15 protein-coding genes and 2 pseudogenes are annotated in these 16,630 nt (G+C 72.1%); 5 read left to right on the top strand and 12 right to left on the bottom strand.

All coding sequences use genetic code 11. The features are described 5' to 3' along the window. Positions 1-19 precede the first annotated feature (19 nt). The 11 genes and pseudogenes from ACZ6S4_RS34165 to ACZ6S4_RS34215 form a co-directional block, all read right to left on the bottom strand. Complete coding sequence (locus ACZ6S4_RS34165; protein WP_465478866.1) at positions 20-889, bottom strand: universal stress protein; 870 nt, start codon at positions 887-889, stop codon at positions 20-22. A gap of 58 nt (positions 890-947) precedes the next feature. Beyond that, positions 948-1,241: pseudogene (locus ACZ6S4_RS34170) on the bottom strand (cation transporting ATPase C-terminal domain-containing protein); the annotation flags it as partial. A gap of 73 nt (positions 1,242-1,314) precedes the next feature. Continuing rightward, a pseudogene (locus tag ACZ6S4_RS34175) lies at positions 1,315-1,503 on the bottom strand (cation transporting ATPase C-terminal domain-containing protein); the annotation flags it as partial. Between the two features lie 74 nt (positions 1,504-1,577). Continuing rightward, positions 1,578-2,177, bottom strand: a complete 600-nt coding sequence (locus ACZ6S4_RS34180; RefSeq protein WP_465479022.1) for a hypothetical protein — start codon at positions 2,175-2,177, stop codon at positions 1,578-1,580. Next, positions 2,059-2,472, bottom strand: a complete 414-nt coding sequence (locus ACZ6S4_RS34185; RefSeq protein WP_465478867.1) for a hypothetical protein — start codon at positions 2,470-2,472, stop codon at positions 2,059-2,061. The genes ACZ6S4_RS34180 and ACZ6S4_RS34185 overlap by 119 nt, the downstream gene beginning before the upstream one ends. A 253-nt stretch (positions 2,473-2,725) precedes the next feature. Next, entirely contained in the window at positions 2,726-3,466 is a 741-nt protein-coding gene (gene pflA, locus ACZ6S4_RS34190) for a pyruvate formate-lyase-activating protein (RefSeq protein WP_465479023.1), read from the bottom strand. A gap of 5 nt (positions 3,467-3,471) precedes the next feature. Beyond that, on the bottom strand, positions 3,472-5,712 hold the full coding sequence (gene pflB / locus ACZ6S4_RS34195; protein ID WP_465478868.1) for a formate C-acetyltransferase: 2,241 nt from the start codon (positions 5,710-5,712) through the stop codon (positions 3,472-3,474). A 106-nt stretch (positions 5,713-5,818) separates the two neighbouring features. Next, positions 5,819-6,829, bottom strand: coding sequence for a zinc-dependent alcohol dehydrogenase (locus tag ACZ6S4_RS34200; protein WP_465478869.1), 1,011 nt, complete (start codon positions 6,827-6,829; stop codon positions 5,819-5,821). A gap of 94 nt (positions 6,830-6,923) precedes the next feature. Continuing rightward, the gene (locus ACZ6S4_RS34205; RefSeq protein WP_465478870.1) at positions 6,924-7,268 is read right to left on the bottom strand and encodes a hypothetical protein; all 345 of its coding nucleotides are present in this window, start codon (positions 7,266-7,268) and stop codon (positions 6,924-6,926) included. 11 nt (positions 7,269-7,279) lie between these two features. Then, positions 7,280-9,943: a pyruvate, phosphate dikinase gene (gene ppdK / locus ACZ6S4_RS34210; RefSeq protein WP_465478871.1), complete on the bottom strand. Its 2,664-nt coding sequence runs from the start codon at positions 9,941-9,943 to the stop codon at positions 7,280-7,282. 92 nt (positions 9,944-10,035) lie between these two features. Next, positions 10,036-10,980 carry an alpha/beta fold hydrolase gene (locus tag ACZ6S4_RS34215; RefSeq protein ID WP_465478872.1) on the bottom strand — a complete coding sequence of 315 codons (945 nt, stop codon included), beginning with the start codon at positions 10,978-10,980 and terminating at the stop codon, positions 10,036-10,038. 62 nt (positions 10,981-11,042) lie between these two features. Between ACZ6S4_RS34215 and ACZ6S4_RS34220 the strand changes: the two genes are divergently transcribed. The 4 genes from ACZ6S4_RS34220 to ACZ6S4_RS34235 all read left to right on the top strand — a co-directional run bounded on the left by ACZ6S4_RS34220 (position 11,043) and on the right by ACZ6S4_RS34235 (position 14,764). After that, positions 11,043-11,990: a helix-turn-helix transcriptional regulator gene (locus ACZ6S4_RS34220; protein ID WP_465478873.1), complete on the top strand. Its 948-nt coding sequence runs from the start codon at positions 11,043-11,045 to the stop codon at positions 11,988-11,990. A 107-nt stretch (positions 11,991-12,097) separates the two neighbouring features. After that, positions 12,098-13,117, top strand: coding sequence for a type I glyceraldehyde-3-phosphate dehydrogenase (gene gap, locus ACZ6S4_RS34225; protein ID WP_465478874.1), 1,020 nt, complete (start codon positions 12,098-12,100; stop codon positions 13,115-13,117). A 4-nt stretch (positions 13,118-13,121) separates the two neighbouring features. After that, the gene (locus ACZ6S4_RS34230) at positions 13,122-13,748 is read left to right on the top strand and encodes a CBS domain-containing protein (protein ID WP_465478875.1); all 627 of its coding nucleotides are present in this window, start codon (positions 13,122-13,124) and stop codon (positions 13,746-13,748) included. Beyond that, complete coding sequence (locus tag ACZ6S4_RS34235) at positions 13,745-14,764, top strand: Acg family FMN-binding oxidoreductase (protein ID WP_465478876.1); 1,020 nt, start codon at positions 13,745-13,747, stop codon at positions 14,762-14,764. The genes ACZ6S4_RS34230 and ACZ6S4_RS34235 overlap by 4 nt, the downstream gene beginning before the upstream one ends. Here ACZ6S4_RS34235 and ACZ6S4_RS34240 read toward each other — a convergent pair. Beyond that, on the bottom strand, positions 14,751-15,752 hold the full coding sequence (locus ACZ6S4_RS34240) for an Acg family FMN-binding oxidoreductase (RefSeq protein ID WP_465478877.1): 1,002 nt from the start codon (positions 15,750-15,752) through the stop codon (positions 14,751-14,753). The genes ACZ6S4_RS34235 and ACZ6S4_RS34240 overlap by 14 nt on opposite strands. 182 nt (positions 15,753-15,934) lie before the next feature. On the opposite strand from ACZ6S4_RS34240, the gene ACZ6S4_RS34245 reads away from it, so the two are divergent. After that, complete coding sequence (locus ACZ6S4_RS34245) at positions 15,935-16,630, top strand: CBS domain-containing protein (protein WP_465478878.1); 696 nt, start codon at positions 15,935-15,937, stop codon at positions 16,628-16,630.

Raw genomic sequence — 16,630 nt, forward strand, 5'->3', positions numbered from 1 at the left:
GGCCCGGGCGGCGGCGTGGTCAGGCTCCGGGAAGTTCCCGGACGACGGCCACGGTGCAGGCCGAGTGGTGCAGCAGGTGCTGACTGACCGAGCCGAGCACCATACCCCGCACGGCGCCTCGTCCCCGGGTGCCCACCACCAGCAGCTGAGCGGTGGTACTGGCCAGCGCCAGCGCGTTGGCCGGATGGTCCACGACCGCCTCGGCGGTGATGTCCAGCTGCGGGTACTTGTCGCGCCAGCCGGCGATGAGCTCGTCCAGCGGGCGGCGCTCCTCGTCCGTGACGGCCCGCGTGACCATGGCACTCTCCTGCCAGATCCCGGTGACCGGCGGCCAGGTGCGGATCACCCGCAACGGCACGCCGCGCGCCATCGCCTGCTCGACCGCGAAGTCGAGCGCGAGGTGGGCGGACGGCGAGTCGTCGACGCCGACCACCACCGGACGCGTCCGTGCGGCGTCGCCGCGGACCACGATCACCGGGCAGTGGGCGTGCGCGCTGACGGCGACACTGACCGAGCCGAGGAGCCCGGCCACAGCACTGTGCCCGCGGCTGCCCACGACGATCAGGCTCGCGTCGGCGGAACGCTCGATCAGCGTCAACGCGGTGCCGGCCCGCACGATGGAGATCTCGGTGCGGACGCCGGGGTGGGTCTGCCGCGCCGCGGTGACGGCCTCGTGCAGCCGGCCCTTGACGGCCCGGTCGGTCTCGCCGTCCGGCCAGACCGCGGGAGCGGGGATGGTCGACGCCGCCGGCGCCCATTCCGGCCATTCGTAGGCGTAGAAGAACTCGACCAGGGCACCGGTCCGGGTGGCCTCGTCGAGCGCCCAGTGGGCGGCGGCCCGGGCATCGGCCGACCCGTCGTATCCGACGATGATTCTCTTGATGGTCATGGCGGCACTCCTCTGCTGAGCTTCTGAGTCCATCGTCGGCCCGGGAGGTATCCGCTGGTCAGAGCCGGATGTCACGAGTGCGCGGGCCGCTGGACCCGGCGGCTGAGGCGCAACCCGGCGCCGGCACCGGCGCGACAGCCGCGCAGGCGAGCAGCTCGGCCAGGGTCAGGGCCTCAGTGCCCAGCAGGGTCCGCAGCGCGGCGAGCAGCACACCGGCGACCTGCAACACCGCCGAGAGTGCCACGGCCCCCGGCAGCGACCAGTTGCGCCTGGTGCCGGGTTCCGGGGTGGCCCGCACGGGCAGCGCGACGCTCAGCTGAGCCAGCCCGAGCACCACGAGCATGACGGACTGCCACGGCCGGTTGAGCTGGTGCCGTCGCCCCGGCGGCCAGCACGACGGCCGCGAGGCACACGCCGCCGATCAGGACGCTGCGCGGCAGTCCGTCGCCGAGGACGGACTCCTGCGGTGACCGCGGGCGGCGGCGCGGCACACCGGCCTCGGCCGGTTCGGCTCCCATCGCCACCGCCGGGATGCCGTGCGTCAGCAGGTTGGCCCGGAGCAGCCGGCCGGGCAGCAGCGGCAGCGGCATGTCGAGGAACGGGCCGGCCAGCATCACCAGCAGCTCGGCGATGCCACCGGACAGGGCATAGCGCAGGAACCGGCGGATGTTGTCGTAGATCCGCCACGTCACCGCGGCGCCGCAGCTCGGCGATGATGTCGAGCTTCTGTACGCGCAGCGGCGGTGGGTCCGCAGGGTCGGGCCGGGGCCGCGCTGACCGCCAGCACCCGCAGTCCGTCCGCCGCAAGCTCCGCCGCCGCGTCGAGCAGCGTCGAGTTTGAGCCGGCGTCGAGCAGGCTCTCCGGCGCGCCCTTGGACACCACCAGGTAGTCGCCGTCGCTCAACCGGTCCACGGTCGTCATCCGCCTGGTGGCCTGATCGAACGGATGCTCCGCGATCCGCGGCAGGCCCGTCCGCACCGGTGTGGGGTCGAGCCCGCACCGGGCGGCCGGCGTTACGAGGGCGGCCTCCATCGGGTTACCGGCGGCTGTCCAGTCGGACCGGTCACCGGCCGGCGGGATCAGCTCGGCGTCGTTGCGGAACAGTCCCGCCCGCGCGAGCAGCCGGAGGCCCTCGGGGGCCGGGTGCGGGCTGCCGTCGCGCCGGACGTCACCATCGGGCGAGTAGCCGGAGCCCGAGACCGTGTAGCGGGCGACGTCCGCGGTGATGGCCTGCGGCACGGACATCCGGTTCTGGATCAGGGTGCCGGTCTTGTCCGAGGCGATCACCGTCACGGATCCCGAGGGTCTCCACGGCGTGCAGCCGGCGCGGGACGGCCCGGGTACGGGCCATCCACCGGGCGCCCAGGGCCAGCGCCAGGGTGACCACGGCCGGCAGGGACTCCGGCACCGCCACCACCAGGCTCACGGCGGTGATCGCCATCCGGGCGACGGGCTCGCCGGCCAGCACTCCGAGAGCGAAGACGAGGCCGGAGACCGCGACGGCGGCGGCACCCAGCAGCCGGCCGGCGATCCGCCGTTGCAGCGGAGTCAGTGGCCCGGTCCGCCCGGACCTCGTGGCCAACACCGATCAGGGTGTTCACGGTGGCGACCAGCAGTATCACGGCGGTGTCGGGCAGATCGTCCAGCAGCGGGTGACGACGCGGCGACCAGCAGCAGCGCGATCAGCGGATCGGCCAGCTGCCTCCCGATCCGGGGCGGCAGCCGGCGGGAATCGGGCGCGGCCACCGTGCTGGGGTCGCCGGCCACCAGCCGCTCGGTGGCCTCCGCGCCGGTCAGTCCACGAGTCGCGGCTGCCGTGGTGTCCATGACTGCTCCTACAGGACGGTGAGGCCGCGGGCGCGGAACTGGCCGCGGACCCGGTCGAGGAGCTCGGCGTCGGGCGGCTCGGTGCCGGCGAGCGGGAAGTCCAGGCCCAGGGCCGCGTACTTGGCGGCGCCGAGGCGGTGGAACGGCAGCACCTCGACCCGTTCCACCGTAGGCACGGCCGCCACGAGGTCGGCCACCGCGTCCACGTTCGCCGGGTCGTCGGTGAGCCCCGGCACCAGTACGAAGCGGACCCAGATCGGGATACCGCGCGAGGCGAGGCGATGCGCGAAGCGGACCGTCGGTTCGAGCCGGCCCGTCCCGGTCACCGCGTGACAGGTGTCCTCGTCGCCCGACTTGATGTCGAGCAGCACGAGGTCGACGGCGTCCAGCAGGGCGTCGTCGGCCCGGTCGCCGAGGAAGCCGCTGGTGTCCAGGGCGGTGTGCAGGCCCAGCTCCTTGCACCGGGTCAGGACCGCGCGCGCGAAACCGGGCTGCTGCAACGGTTCGCCGCCGCTGAGCGTGACCCCGCCGCCGGCGACCTTGATGAAGCGCTCGTAGCGGCGGATCTCGGTGACGAGCTCGTCGACGGTGGTCGGCCGGCCGTTGCGCTGGAACCAGGTGTCGGGGCTGTGGCAGTACTGGCAGCGCAGCGGGCAGCCGGCCAGGAACGCGACGAAGCGGGTGCCGGGCCCGTCCACTCCGGTCGACACGTCGAAGGAGTGGACGGAGCCGGTCAGCGGCGCGGCCATGGTGGTCACAGCGAGCCGTGGAAGGTCCGGGAGATCACGTCGTGCTGCTGCTCGCGGGTCAGCCGGACGAAGTTGACCGCATAGCCGGACACCCGGATGGTGAGCTGCGGATACTTCTCCGGGTGGGCCATGGCATCCTCCAGGGTCGCCCGGTCCAGCACGTTGACGTTCAGGTGGAAGCCACCCGCGTCGGTGTAACCGTCGAGCACCCCGGCCAGGTTGGCGATCCGCTCGTCACGGCTGTGCCCCAGACCGTCGGGGGTCACGGTCGTGGTCAGCGAGATGCCGTCGCGGGCGCATCGGTACGGCAGCTTGGCCACGGACAGCGCAGCGGCGACCATGCCGTGCCGGTCGCGGCCGTTCATCGGGTTGGCGCCCGGCGCGAACGGTTCGCCGGTACGCCGCCCGTCCGGGGTGTTGCCGGTGTGCTTGCCGTAGACGACGTTCGACGTGATGGTCAGGACCGACAGGCTGGGCTCGGCGCCGCGGTAGGCCGGCTGGCGGCGGATCTTGGCCATGAACCGCTCGACCAGGTCGACGGCGATGGCGTCGGCGCGGTCGTCGTTGTTGCCGAAGGTCGGGAACTCGCCGTCGACGGCGTAGTCCACGACCAGCCCGGACGTGTCCCGCAGGGCCTTGACCTGGGCGTACTTGATCGCGGAGAGGCTGTCGGCGGCCACCGAGAGCCCGGCGATGCCGGTGGCCAGGAAGCGGTGCACCGGGTAGTCGTGCAGGGCCATCTCGAGGCGCTCGTAGGCGTACTTGTCGTGCATGTAGTGGATGACGTTGAGTGCGTCCACGTACGTCTCGGCCAGCCAGTCGAGGGTGCGGTCGAAGGCGGTGAGCACCTCGTCGTGGTCGAGGACGTCGCCGGTGACGGGCGGGCTCGCCGGGGCCACCTGGTCGCCGGTCAGCTCGTCGCGGCCGCCGTTGATCGCGTACAGCAGGGTCTTGGCCAGGTTGGCCCGGGCGCCGAAGAACTGCATGTCCTTGCCGACCCGCATGGCCGACACGCAGCAGGCGATCGCCGTGTCGTCGCTGTAGCCGGTGCGGATGAGGTCGTCGTTCTCGTACTGGATGGAGCTGGTGTCGATGGAGACCTGGGCGCAGAACTTCTTGAAGCCCTCGGGCAGGGCCGGCGACCACAGCACGGTCAGGTTCGGCTCCGGTGCGGGCCCGAGGTTGTAGAGGGTCTGCAGGTAGCGGAAGCTGCTGCGGGTCACCAGCGGCCGGCCGTCGGCGCCGACGCCGCCGATCGCCTCGGTGACCCAGGTCGGGTCGCCGGAGAACAGCTGGTCGTAGTCCGGGGTCCGCAGGAAGCGGATGATCCGCAGCTTGATCACGAAGTCGTCGATCAGCTCCTGCGCGCCGGTCTCGGTGAGCGTGCCCTCGTCGAGGTCGCGCTGGAGGAAGACGTCCACGAACGTCGAGGTGCGCCCCAGCGACATGGCCGCGCCGTTCTGCTCCTTGGTCGCGGCCAGGTAGGCGAAGTACAACCACTGGATCGCCTCGCGGCCGGTCGTGGCCGGGCGGGAGATGTCCGAGCCGTAGGTGGCGGCCATGGTCTTGAGCTCGCCGAGGGCACGGATCTGCTCGGCCAGCTCCTCCCGGTCGCGGATGACGTCCTCACTCGACAACTGGCCGTCCAGCGAGGCCTTGCGCTCCCGGCGTTCGGCGATGAGGCGGTCGACGCCGTACAGGGCGACGCGGCGGTAGTCACCGATGATCCGGCCCCGGCCGTACGCGTCGGGCAGCCCGGTGATGATGTGCGAGCGCCGCGCGGCCAGCACATCCGCCGGGTACGCGTCGAAGACCCCGTCGTTGTGCGTCTTGCGGTAGCGGGAGTAGATGGCGTGCACGGCCGGGTCGAGCGCGTACCCGTAGGCCTTGAGCCCGGCCTCGACCATCCGCAGGCCGCCGGCCGGCATGATGGCCCGCCGCAGCGGCGCGCTGGTCTGCAGCCCGACGATCAGTTCGTGGGAGCGGTCGATGTAGCCGGGCACGTGCGCGGTGATGGTCGACGGGGTGTGCGTGTCGACGTCGTAGATGCCGCGCTTGCGCTCCTCGACGAACATCCGCTGCAGTTCCCGCCAGAGCCGCTCCGTGCGGTGCGTCGGCCCGGTCAGGAACGCCGCGTCGCCGGGGTAGGGCGTGACGTTGTCATGGATGAACCCGGCGACGTCGACGGTGTCCCGCCAGGTCGTCCCCGTGAATCCGCGCCAGGCATCTCTGCGTTCCTGCACCATGACTCCTCCTCGTCTCTGCTTCCAGCCTGGCCGGTGCCGGCGGGCCCGGGCAGGGCCGAAGGTCCCGGGCGGCCGAGCCACCCGGGACCTCCGGTCCGAGAGCCGGCTACGGCATCAGGACCAGGCGGGCGGGGACCCGGCTGGCCAGGACGTCCTCGATGGAGGCGTTGATGTCGTCGAGCCGGCGGGCTTCGTGGAGGACCCGGGTGCGCCCGGCGGCGTGCAGCCGGAACACCTCGGCCAGGTCGGCGCGGGTGCCGACGATCGAGCCGATCACCCGGATGCCCTTCAGCACGGTCTGGAAGATCGGCAGGGACATCGCGTTGTCCTTGGGCAGCGACACCAGGATCAGCCGGCCGCCGCGGCGCAGCGACGCGTGGGCCTGCTCGATGACCCGCGGGTCGGCGGCGAGCACCACGGCCACGTCCGCCCCGCCCAGCGCCTCGATGGCGGCGACCGGGTCGGTGGTGGCGGCGTTGATCACGTGCGCCGCGCCGAGGCTCTTGGCCAGCGCGAGCTTCTCCTCGGTCACGTCCACGGCGATGGTCTCGCCGCCGAAGATCTGCGCGTACTGCTGGGCCAGGTGCCCCAGCCCGCCGATGCCGAAGATCGCCACCCGGTCCCCGGGTGTCACCCCACCGACCTTGACCGCCTTGTACGTGGTCACCCCGGCGCAGGTCAGCGGCGCGGCCTCGGCCGGGTCGATACCGCTGGGCACCGCCACGACGTAGCGGGCGTCGGCGACGGCGAACTCGGCGTGCCCGCCGTCGACGGCGTAGCCGGTGTTGAGCTGCGACTCGCACAGCGTCTCCCAGCCGGTGACGCAGTACTCGCAGGTCCCGCACGCGTGGCCCAGCCACGGGATCGCGACCCGGTCGCCGACGGCGTGCGCGGTGACGTCCGCGCCCAGCCGCTCGACGATGCCGACGCCCTCGTGGCCCGGGATGAACGGCGGGGTGGGCTTCACCGGCCAGTCGCCGCGAGCGGCGTGGATGTCGGTGTGGCAGAGCCCGCTGGCCTCGATCCGGACCAGCACCTGCCCGGCCGCCGGCTCCGGCGTGGGCACCTCCTTGACTTCGAGTGGCTGGTCGAAGCCGGTGACAACCGCTGCGCGCATGACGTCTTCCCTTCCGCTTGGTCTCCACCTCGAGTCTTGGCCTCCGGCGCCCTCGCGGGCAGGGCCGATGGACCCGGCCACGAGGGGCCGTGAGTCAGCGCTGTGGCACGAGGCGGCGTGCCCGGAGGACCCGCGCCCACCAGGGCCGGGGTGCGCCGGAACGCAGCGGCGGCAGGGCGGTGCGCTTGATGCTGACCCAGCCGCCCGGGCCCATGGTGACCGCGCCGATCTCCGGCCGCCGCCGGCCGGCCGCGGCCACCACGGCGACGGCCACGGTCGCGGCGCCGACGGCGGCAAGTGCCGCGCCGACCAGCCGGGTCACGTCGACGACGGGCCGGAACGTAGCGCCGCCGGGTCCGACGACCCAGGCACCGACCGGTCGTTCGCCGTCGGTGACCGGCAGCACGGTGACGGCGGCGGGTTGTGCGACGGTGGTCATGACAGTGCTCCTCATCTGCTGTCGGAGGTTGATGCCGGGCCGGCGGCACGGCCCGCTTCCAGCCGGGCGACGGGAACGCGGAACGGCGAGCAGGACACGTAGTCGAGGCCGGCCCGGTGGAAGAACCGCACGGAGGCGGGGTCGCCGCCGTGTTCGCCACAGACACCGACCGTCAGGTCCGGCCGGGTCGCGCGGCCGCGCTCGACGGCGATCCGGACCAGCTCGCCGGCCCCGCCGCTGTCGATCGTCTCGAACGGGGACACGGCGAAGATGCCGAGCGCCAGGTAGCGGCCGAAGAAGGCGCCCTCCACGTCGTCGCGGGAGAAGCCCCAGGTCATCTGGGTGAGGTCGTTGGTGCCGAAGGAGAAGAACTCCGCGGCGTGGGCGATCTCCCCGGCGGTCAGGGCGGCCCGGGGCACCTCGATCATCGTGCCGATCCGGATCCGCGGGATGCCGTCGATGCCGTGCAGCACGGACTCGGCTTCCGCCCGTACCGTCTCCAGCTCCTGCACGGCGCCGACCAGCGGGACCATGATCTCGGGCCGGGGGTCGCCGCCGGCGGCCACGCGCAGCGCCGCCGCCTCGGCGATCGCCCGCACCTGCATCGCGAACAGGCCCGGGACGACCAGGCCCAGCCGCACTCCGCGCAGGCCGAGCATCGGGTTGGCCTCGTGCATCCGGCGCACGGCCGTCAGCAGTACGGCGTCACGGCCGGGATCGCGGCCCAGCGCCTCGGCGCGGGCGACGCGGGCGGTCAGATCCTCCAGCGCCGGCAGGAACTCGTGCAGCGGCGGGTCGATGAGCCGCACGGTGACCGGCAGCCCGTCCATCGCCTCGAACAGCTCGACGAAGTCCGCCCGTTGCAGCGGTAGCAGGGCGGCCAGGGCCGCGTCCCGCTCGGTGTCGTCGTCGGCCAGGATCAGCCGCTCCACCAGATCACGCCGCTCGCCGAGGAACATGTGCTCGGTGCGGCACAGCCCGACGCCGCCGGCTCCGAACCGGCGGGCCCGGGCGGCGTCCGGCCCGGTGTCGGCGTTGGCGTGCACGCCGAGACGCCGGACGTGGTCGGCGTGCGTCATCAACCGTTGCACCGCCGCCAAGAGCGGGTCGTTCGCCGGCGAGAGCTCCCCCTCGAAGTACCGGACGACGGGGGAGGGGTGCACCGGCGCGGCACCCGGATAGACCCGGCCGGTGGTGCCGTCCAGCGACAGCACATCGCCGGCGTGCAGCACCGTGCCGTTCACGGTGACCGTCTCCGCCGCCAGGTCGATGCGCAGCTCGTCGGCACCGCAGACGCAGGTCTTGCCCATGCCGCGGGCCACCACGGCAGCGTGCGAGGTCTTGCCGCCCCGGCTGGTCAGGATGCCCTGGGCGGCGATCATGCCGGGCAGGTCGTCGGGATTGGTCTCCGGCCGCACCAGGATCACCGGGTGGTCCGCGGCCGCCGCGTGAGCGGAGTCGAAGACGATCGCGCCCACCGCCGCGCCGGGTGAGGCCGCAACGCCCGTGGTCAGCGGCGCCGGGGCGGCGGAGGTGTCGAAGCTGGGGAACATCAGCTGCGCGAGCTGCTCCCCGGAGACCCGTTGCAGGGCCTCGTCGAGCGTGATGGTGCCCTCGTCGACCAGCTGCGCGGCGATCACGAAGGCGGCGGCGGCCGTACGCTTGCCCACCCGGGTCTGCAGCATCCACAGCTTGCCGCGCTCGATGGTGAACTCGATGTCGCACAGGTCGCGGTAGCGCTGCTCGAGCCGCTCCATGACCGACAACAGCTCGCGGTAGCTCCGCGGGTCGAGCTCGGCGAGCTCGCGTAGCCCGACGGTGTTGCGGATCCCGGCGACCACGTCCTCGCCCTGGGCGTTGGACAGGTAGTCCCCGTAGGCGCCGCGCCGGCCGGTGGCCGGGTCCCGGGTGAAGGCGACGCCCGTACCCGAGTGCGGCCCCCGGTTGCCGAACACCATCGCCATCACGTTGACCGCGGTGCCGAGATCCTGCGGGATGCGCTCCTGCCGGCGGTACAGCACGGCACGCTCGGCGTTCCAGGACCGGAAGACCGACGTGATGGCCAGGAACAGCTGCTCGTGCGGCGCCTGCGGGAAGTCCCGGCCGGTGTGGGCCAGAAAGACCTTCTTGTACGCCTGCACGAGGTCCTGCAACTGCGCGACCGGGAGCTCGGCGTCGGACGCGACGCCGGCACCGGCCCGGGCGGCGGCCAGCTCGGACTCGAAGTCCTCACCGGGCACGCCGAACACGGTCCGGCCGAACATCTGGATGAGCCGCCGGTACGAGTCCCAGGCGAACCGCTCGTCGCCGCTCTGCGCCGCCAGTCCCCGCACGCTGGAGTCGGTCAGACCGATGTCCAGGATCGTCTCCATCATGCCGGGCATCGAGAACTTGCCGCCCGAACGGACCGACAGCAGCAGCGGATCCCGCGGGTCACCGAGACTCTTGCCCATTCGCCTCTCGACGAGCAGCAAATGCTCCTGCACCTCGGCGAAGAGCCCGGCCGGGACCGCGCCGGTCCGGAGGTAGGCGCGGCAGGCCTCGGTGGTGATCGTGAAGCCGGGCGGCACCGGCAACCCCATCCGGGTCATCTCGGCGAGGTTGGCGCCCTTGCCGCCGAGCAGATCCTTCAGGTCCTTGTTGCCGTCCGTGAAGTCGTAGACGTACCTGGCCATCCGGCTCACCCTCATCCGCTCGTGCGTTCGCCCTCCCTTCTGGTGGTACCGCGCACGACGCCCCGGGCAACAGGGCCGGATGGCCCGCCGGGTCAGGGCTTCGCGAGCCACATCAGCATCGCCTGGGTTGTTTCCTCCGGCCTCTCCTGCTGGATCCAGTGACCGCAGTCCAGACTGACCACCTCCACATCAGGCACGAAGTCCGGCAGTCTTTCGAACCGCTGGACCGCATCCCGGTCGCCGTAGATCATGAGTGTGGGCTGGTGAACGATCGGGTCCACGTCCGCCAGCAAGCGCCAGTTACGGTCGAGGTTCCGGTACCAGTTGATGCTGCCCGTGAACCCTGAGGTCTCGAAGGCGGTGACGAAGACAGCCAGTTCGCTGTCGCTCATCAAGGGCTCGCCCCGCGGCGTCTCCGCGTTGGCGAGATTGATCATCGCCATTCCCGGTTCCGGCGCGGCGAGTGGCACGTTCTTCCGGTACATGTTGCGCAGGAACCGGAACGTGTTCTCTTCCAGCACGGCGTCCGCGACGCCCGGCTGCCGATTGAAGTGGACGAAGTAGAAGTCGCCGCCGAGGAATTCCTCCATGAATTCGATCCAGGGCCTTTCTCCGCGCTCCTGGTAGGGCAGGCTCAGGTTGATCACCTTGTTCACCCGGTGCGGATGCAACAAGGTCAGGCCCCAGACGACCATTGCCCCCCAATCGTGGCCGACAAAGGTGGCGTCCTCGTACCCGTAGTGATCGAGAAGTGCGACGAGATCACCCGACAGGTGGGCGATGTCGTAGTCGGTCACTTCGGCCGGACGGGACGAATTCCCGTAACCCCGCTGGTTCGGAACGATGACGTGGTAGCCGGCTGCGGCCAGGGCGGGCATCTGGTGGCGCCAGGAAAAGGCATGCTCCGGCCAGCCGTGACAAAGAACGATGGGCCGTCCCGCATTGTGCCGGCCCGCTTCGAAGACTTCGAGCTCCACGCCGTTGACAGAAACAAGGGTCGGCTCGGGAAATTCGGTAGGACTGTTCGGTGAGGTCATGGCGCCATCCTGCCGAGGAGAACCGGTCACCTCATGACCGGTTTTCGTGGAAGTGTTGCCGGATGCGAGCTGACCGGCTGATGGCCATCCTCTTCCTGCTGCAACAGCGCGAGCAGGTGACGGCAGCCGAGGTCGCCCGGGAGCTGGAGGTCTCCGAGCGCACCGCCCGCCGCGACCTCGACGCCCTGGCCATGGCCGGGGTGCCCGTGTACTCCATGCAGGGCCGGGGCGGCGGCTGGCGCCTCGTCGGCGGTGCCCGCACCGACCTGTCCGGGCTGACCGCGGGTGAGGCCCGCGCCCTGTTCCTGGTGGCCGGCCCGGCCTCGGCCGCGACGCCGGCCGTGAAAGCAGCTCTGCGCAAGCTCGTCCGGGCGCTGCCGGAGCCCTTCCGGGTGCAGGCCGAGGCGGCAGCGTCGTCGCTGGTCATGGACCCGCAGCGCTGGGGGTCGAGCCTGGTCGAGCTCCCGCTCCCGCCCTTGCTCGACGAACTGCAGGACGCGGTGATCCGCGGTGTCCAGGTACAGCTCGGCTACGTCGACAGCCAAGGCGCCGAGACCAGGCGAACCGTCCACCCGCTGGGCATCGTCGCCAAAGGTCCGTCGTGGTACCTCGTCGCCGCCACCGAGGCCGGCCGGCGAACCTTCCGGATCGACCGCGTGTCGTCCGCCGACCCGACCGGCGATCCCGTGCACCGGCCCGAGGACTTCGACCTGGCCGAGAGCTGGCGCGAGATCGCCGACGAGGTCGACCGCAGGCGGACGCCCGTCGAGCTCCAGGCGGTGTGCGCGCCCGAATGGATGGGCCGGCTCCGGATGATGCTCGGTGGCCGGCTCGAGGTGGGCGGTTCCACCGCTGACGGCCGCGTCGAGGTGGTGATCCGCGGCCACAACGAGTACGCGCTCGCCGGCGAGCTGGCCGGGCTGATCGAATGGCTCGAAGTGACCGGTCCTCCGGGCGTGCGGGACCACCTGGCCTCCATCGGCAACGCGCTCGCGGAGCGATACGGCTGAGCCGAGGGCCTGCCCTGCCGGGAGAACCACCCTTCCAGGCCTTTCGACCCTGCCTCCCCGTTCGCCGCGACGGGAGGGTGAAGGGGACGACAAGCCTGGAGGCAACGATGAGCTACCGCATCGCCATCAACGGATTCGGCCGGATCGGCCGCAACTATCTGCGGGCCCTGCTGGACAAGGACCTGTCGAACGCGGGCTTCCAGGTGGTCGCGATCAACGACCTGTACGACACCGGCACCCTGGCCCACCTGCTGGAGTACGACTCCACGTTCGGCCGCCTCGGTGCCGGCGTGAGCTACACCGACGACGCGTTGAACGTCGGCTGGCACACGATCCCGGTCTTCTCGGAGCGCTCACCCGACCAGCTGCCATGGGCGGACCTCGGGGTCGACCTGGTCATCGAGTCGACCGGCAAGCTGCGTACCCGGGACGACGCCGCGCTGCACCTCAAGGCCGGAGCGTCGCGGGTGCTGATCTCATCACCGGGCAAGGGCGTCGACGCGACCCTGGTGCCCGGCGTCAACGCGGACACTTACGACCCGGTGCGGCACCAGATCGTCTCCGGGGCCTCCTGCACGACCAACTGCGTCGCGCCGCTGGTCAAGGTGCTGCACGAGGCGTTCGGGCTCGAGCGGGGCTTCCTGACGACCGTGCACGCGTACACCAATGACCAGAACATCCTGGACGCGCCGCACAAGGATCCTCGCCGGGCCCGGGCCGCGGGGGTGAACATCATCCCGACCAGCACCGGGGCCGCGAAGGCCGTGGGCCTGGTCCTGCCGGAGCTGGCGGGCCGGCTCGACGGTGTGGCGCTGCGCGTCCCGGTTGTCGACGGCTCGATCAGCGACCTGACGCTCGAACTCGGCACCGACGTGACGGTCGAGCAGGTCAACGAGGCGGTCGAGCGGTCCGCGGCGGTCGGCGGGCCGATGCACGGCATCATCCGCTACACGCAGGCGCCGATCGTCTCCACGGACATCGTCGGCGATCCGGCCTCCTGCGTCTTCGACGCTCGCCTCACCCAGGTGCGCGGCCGGCTGGTCAAGGTCTTCGGCTGGTACGACAACGAGTGGGGCTACACCAACCGGCTCGTCGACCTGACCAAGCTGCTGGCCGGGCGGAGGTAGGACCATGCGCGCGAAGGACATCATGACCAGCCCGGTCCACGTGGTCTGGCAGAACGCACCCATCGAGAGCGCCGCGGAGCTGATGACCGCCAGGGCGGTCACCGCCCTGCCGGTGGTCGACGCGCAGGGATTCCTGGTCGGCATGGTCAGCGAGGGCGACCTGCTGTGGCACCGGGTGCCCGTCGATCCGACCGCGCACCTGCGCCGCGACCTGGACGTGGCGCCGCAGCGCCGGCCCGGCACGGTCCTGGAGGTGATGGCCCGGAACCCGTTCACGGCCACGCCGGACCTCGACGTGGCCGAGGTGGCCGACGTGATGCTGCGGCGCGACGTGCGCAGCATGCCGGTCGTCAACGGCCGCGAGGTCGTCGGCATCATCAGCCGCCGCGACATCCTGCGCGCGATGGTACGCAGCGACGACGTCATCACCGCGGACGTGCAGCACCGGCTCGACGAATACGCCGACGGTGCTCGCCTGTGGACGGTCACGGTCGGCGGCGGCATTGCCACCGTCGCCGGGGAGTTCGCCAACGACACCCAGCGGGCCGTCGTGACCGTGCTCGCCCGCACCGTGCCCGGGGTGAGCGCCGTGACCGTCGAGGAGACCGAGAACTCAGGGGGCCGGCGATGAACGACATCGGCACCCAGGCGATCGAACGAGTGCGGCACGACTCGACCGGCCCCGATCTCACCGCCTGCGTCCGTGCGGCGACGGCCGCGCCCTCGCTGCACAACAGCCAGCCGTGGCGCTTCCGCATCGGCGCGCACGGGGTCGACGTCCACGCCGATCCCCGGCGGCAGCTCGAAGTCCTCGACCCGGCCGGCCGTGAACTGCTGATCAGCGTCGGCGCCGCCCTGTTCACCCTGCGGCTCGCCATCCGCGGCGCCGGATACCTCAGCCACACCACGCTTTTCCCGGACGACACGGATCCGGACCTCGTCGCCCGGGTCAGCGTGCGGCAGCCGATGGCACCGACGCCGGCCGCCGACGCCCTGGTCGCGGCCATCCCGCACCGGCACACCAACCGGTGGCCGTTCGCCCGGTCCGTCGTGCCGGCGGACGCGGTCGAACGGCTGGCGGACGCCGCTCGCCGCGAGGGCGCCACGCTCACCGTCGCGAACGCGGTCAGCCGCAACGCGATTCTGAGCCTGTCCCAGGAGGCCGACCGGGCGCTGCGGGCCAAGGGCCGGTACCGCGCCGAACTCGCGCGGTGGACCAGTCCGCACCGGGGCCGCCGGGACGGCGTGCCGTCGACGGCGATCGGCCCGTGGGACGCCCTGGAGATCCTGCCGATCCGCGACTTCGGGCTCCTGCAACCGCACCGGGACCGGGCCGCCGCCCCGTTCGAGCCGTACCCGACCATCATGGTCCTGGCCATCGACGGCGACACCCGGCGGCACTGGGTGCACGCCGGTCAGGCCCTGCAGCGGGTGCTGCTCACCGCGACCTGGCTGAACCTGGCCACCACGCCGATCAGCCAGCCGGTGGAGATCCCGGCGATCCGCCGGCTGCTGACCGACTCCCGTACCGGTTCCTGGGCCCAGATGGTCCTGCGCGTGGGCTACGGCCGCCCGGCGGCAGCCACCCCGCGGCGTTCACTCACCGAGGTCATGCTGCCGGACGACGGTGGTTCTACCGGTCGCTGATCCGGACGACGTCGGCGCCCTTGCGGCGCGGAGCGGGCGGCAGGTCCGGCGCGGCATCGTTGTAGCCGAGCCGGATGGTCAGATACGGCTCGCCCACTCCGCTCAACAGGCCCTTCAACAGGTGGCGCGGCCACTGGACCTCGATGGTGTCGCTCATCGGTGCCGTGGCCAGCCCGTCCGCGGTCGCTGTCAGCAGCAGCGCGGACAGCGCCTCACCACCGCGCACCAGCGCCTCGGACTCGTCGGTGAGCCCGAACAGCACCACGTACGACGCCCCGAGGTCGAAGTCGTCACCGGGGCTCAGCCCGCCGACGGCGCCGGGGGCGTAGTCGCGGACCGGGACCCGGCGCGGTGCCCGCTGCACCGCCGTCGCGGCCGGTACGCCGTCGCCGCTGTCCGCCGGCCGGTTGGTCCAGTGCTCGAGCTCCGCCCGGTAGGCCGGATCGCTGCTCTCGGCGTCGGCCGCCCGGGCGGTGGAGGTGGCCAGCATCGGCATCTGGTCCCGGCGTACGACGTGCAGGTAGGCCCCCTCGGCCTCCACCGCCCGCCGCAGCCCGATCAGCAGCTCCTCCGGCACGGTCCGGTCGCTGAACGCCCGCCGGTCCGTACGCCGCAGCGTGATCGCTCCCGCCATCCGTTCCGCTTGCCGGTCGGCGTCCGCGGCCCCGGCGATGGTGATGCGCGCGAGGACATCGGCGGCGTCACCCTGCGGCAGGCGCTCGACGTGCACGTCCCATCCGGCGGCCCGCAGGGCGACCCGGGCGTGGTGCAGGGCGGCGCCGCAGCTGAGCAGCAGCAGCCGGCCGTCGGGGTCGGTCGCCGTCAGGGCACGGGCCCGGTCGGCGTGCAGCTCCAGCATGTCGCCGCTGAGCTGCCAGCGCCACGGCTGGGTGTTGAACACCGACGGTGCGTGCCGTGCGACGTGCGCCGCGGCCTCGAGAGCGGCGGCTGGGCGGGACCGTGTCGGCGGCCCGGACTGTGCGGTCATGACGGACACCTCCTCTGTCCGCCCACTGTGCCGGTCCGCGGCCCGTCCCGAGCAGGGCCGAAGGACCTGTTCGGGCCGGCCGGCCGAGCCGTCCCGAGCGGCCCCGGGGAACGGGCCGACCGGCCCTGGGCCGGCGCGCGTGGCGTCCCTAGCGTCGGTGGTGAGCAGGAGGAGGTGCGGCCATGAAACTGTGGCGTGTGGATGACGTCATGACCCGCGACGTGGTCTCGGTCGGGGAGGACACCCCGTACCGGGATCTGGTGGATCTGCTGATCAGCCGGCGGGTCAGCGCGGTGCCGGTCGTCGACCGGCACGACCGGGTGACCGGTGTCGTGTCGGAGGCCGACCTGTTGCACAAGGTGGAGGCCGCCGGCGGGGTCAGTCCCGGGATCTTCGACGCCTGGCGCCGCCGCGGCGACCGGGCCAAGGCCGGCGGCCGGACCGCGGCCGAGGTGATGACCTCGCCGGTGGTGTCGGCGGACGGGTCGCTGTCGCTCGCCGCGGCGGCCCGCCGCATGCAACGTGAGCACGTCAAGCGGCTCCCCGTGGTGGACCACCAGGGTCATCTGGTCGGCATCGTCACCCGTAGTGACCTGCTCAAGGTGCATCGCCGTGCCGACACCGAGATCTGCCGGGACGTCGTGGCCGAGGCCCTGCCCGGCGCCTCGGTGAGCGACGGCACCGCCGTACGGGTGACCTGTGTCGACGGTGTCGTCTCGCTCTCCGGACGGGTGCATTTCCGCTCGGCTGCCGCGCGGCTCGCTGGTACGGCCCGGCGCGTGCCGGGCGTCGTCGATGTCGCCGACGGCCTGACCTTCGACATCGACGACAGCATGATCAACGGTTCGGAGCGCGGTACCCCGTTCGGCGTCGCGTAG

The sequence above is a fragment of the Actinoplanes sp. NPDC051405 genome, from assembly GCF_055586185.1.

Excerpts from the sequence above, each read along its gene's own strand:
- ACZ6S4_RS34165 (WP_465478866.1), bottom strand. The coding sequence starts at position 889 with ATGACCATCAAGAGAATCATCGTCGGATACGACGGGTCGGCCGATGCC.
- ACZ6S4_RS34220 (WP_465478873.1), top strand. The coding sequence starts at position 11,043 with ATGCGAGCTGACCGGCTGATGGCCATCCTCTTCCTGCTGCAACAGCGC.
- ACZ6S4_RS34230 (WP_465478875.1), top strand. The coding sequence starts at position 13,122 with ATGCGCGCGAAGGACATCATGACCAGCCCGGTCCACGTGGTCTGGCAG.
- gap (WP_465478874.1), top strand. The coding sequence starts at position 12,098 with ATGAGCTACCGCATCGCCATCAACGGATTCGGCCGGATCGGCCGCAAC.
- ACZ6S4_RS34245 (WP_465478878.1), top strand. The coding sequence starts at position 15,935 with ATGAAACTGTGGCGTGTGGATGACGTCATGACCCGCGACGTGGTCTCG.
- ACZ6S4_RS34215 (WP_465478872.1), bottom strand. The coding sequence starts at position 10,980 with ATGACCTCACCGAACAGTCCTACCGAATTTCCCGAGCCGACCCTTGTT.
- ACZ6S4_RS34235 (WP_465478876.1), top strand. The coding sequence starts at position 13,745 with ATGAACGACATCGGCACCCAGGCGATCGAACGAGTGCGGCACGACTCG.
- pflB (WP_465478868.1), bottom strand. The coding sequence starts at position 5,712 with ATGGTGCAGGAACGCAGAGATGCCTGGCGCGGATTCACGGGGACGACC.
- ppdK (WP_465478871.1), bottom strand. The coding sequence starts at position 9,943 with ATGGCCAGGTACGTCTACGACTTCACGGACGGCAACAAGGACCTGAAG.
- ACZ6S4_RS34240 (WP_465478877.1), bottom strand. The coding sequence starts at position 15,752 with ATGACCGCACAGTCCGGGCCGCCGACACGGTCCCGCCCAGCCGCCGCT.
- ACZ6S4_RS34200 (WP_465478869.1), bottom strand. The coding sequence starts at position 6,829 with ATGCGCGCAGCGGTTGTCACCGGCTTCGACCAGCCACTCGAAGTCAAG.
- ACZ6S4_RS34205 (WP_465478870.1), bottom strand. The coding sequence starts at position 7,268 with ATGACCACCGTCGCACAACCCGCCGCCGTCACCGTGCTGCCGGTCACC.
- pflA (WP_465479023.1), bottom strand. The coding sequence starts at position 3,466 with ATGGCCGCGCCGCTGACCGGCTCCGTCCACTCCTTCGACGTGTCGACC.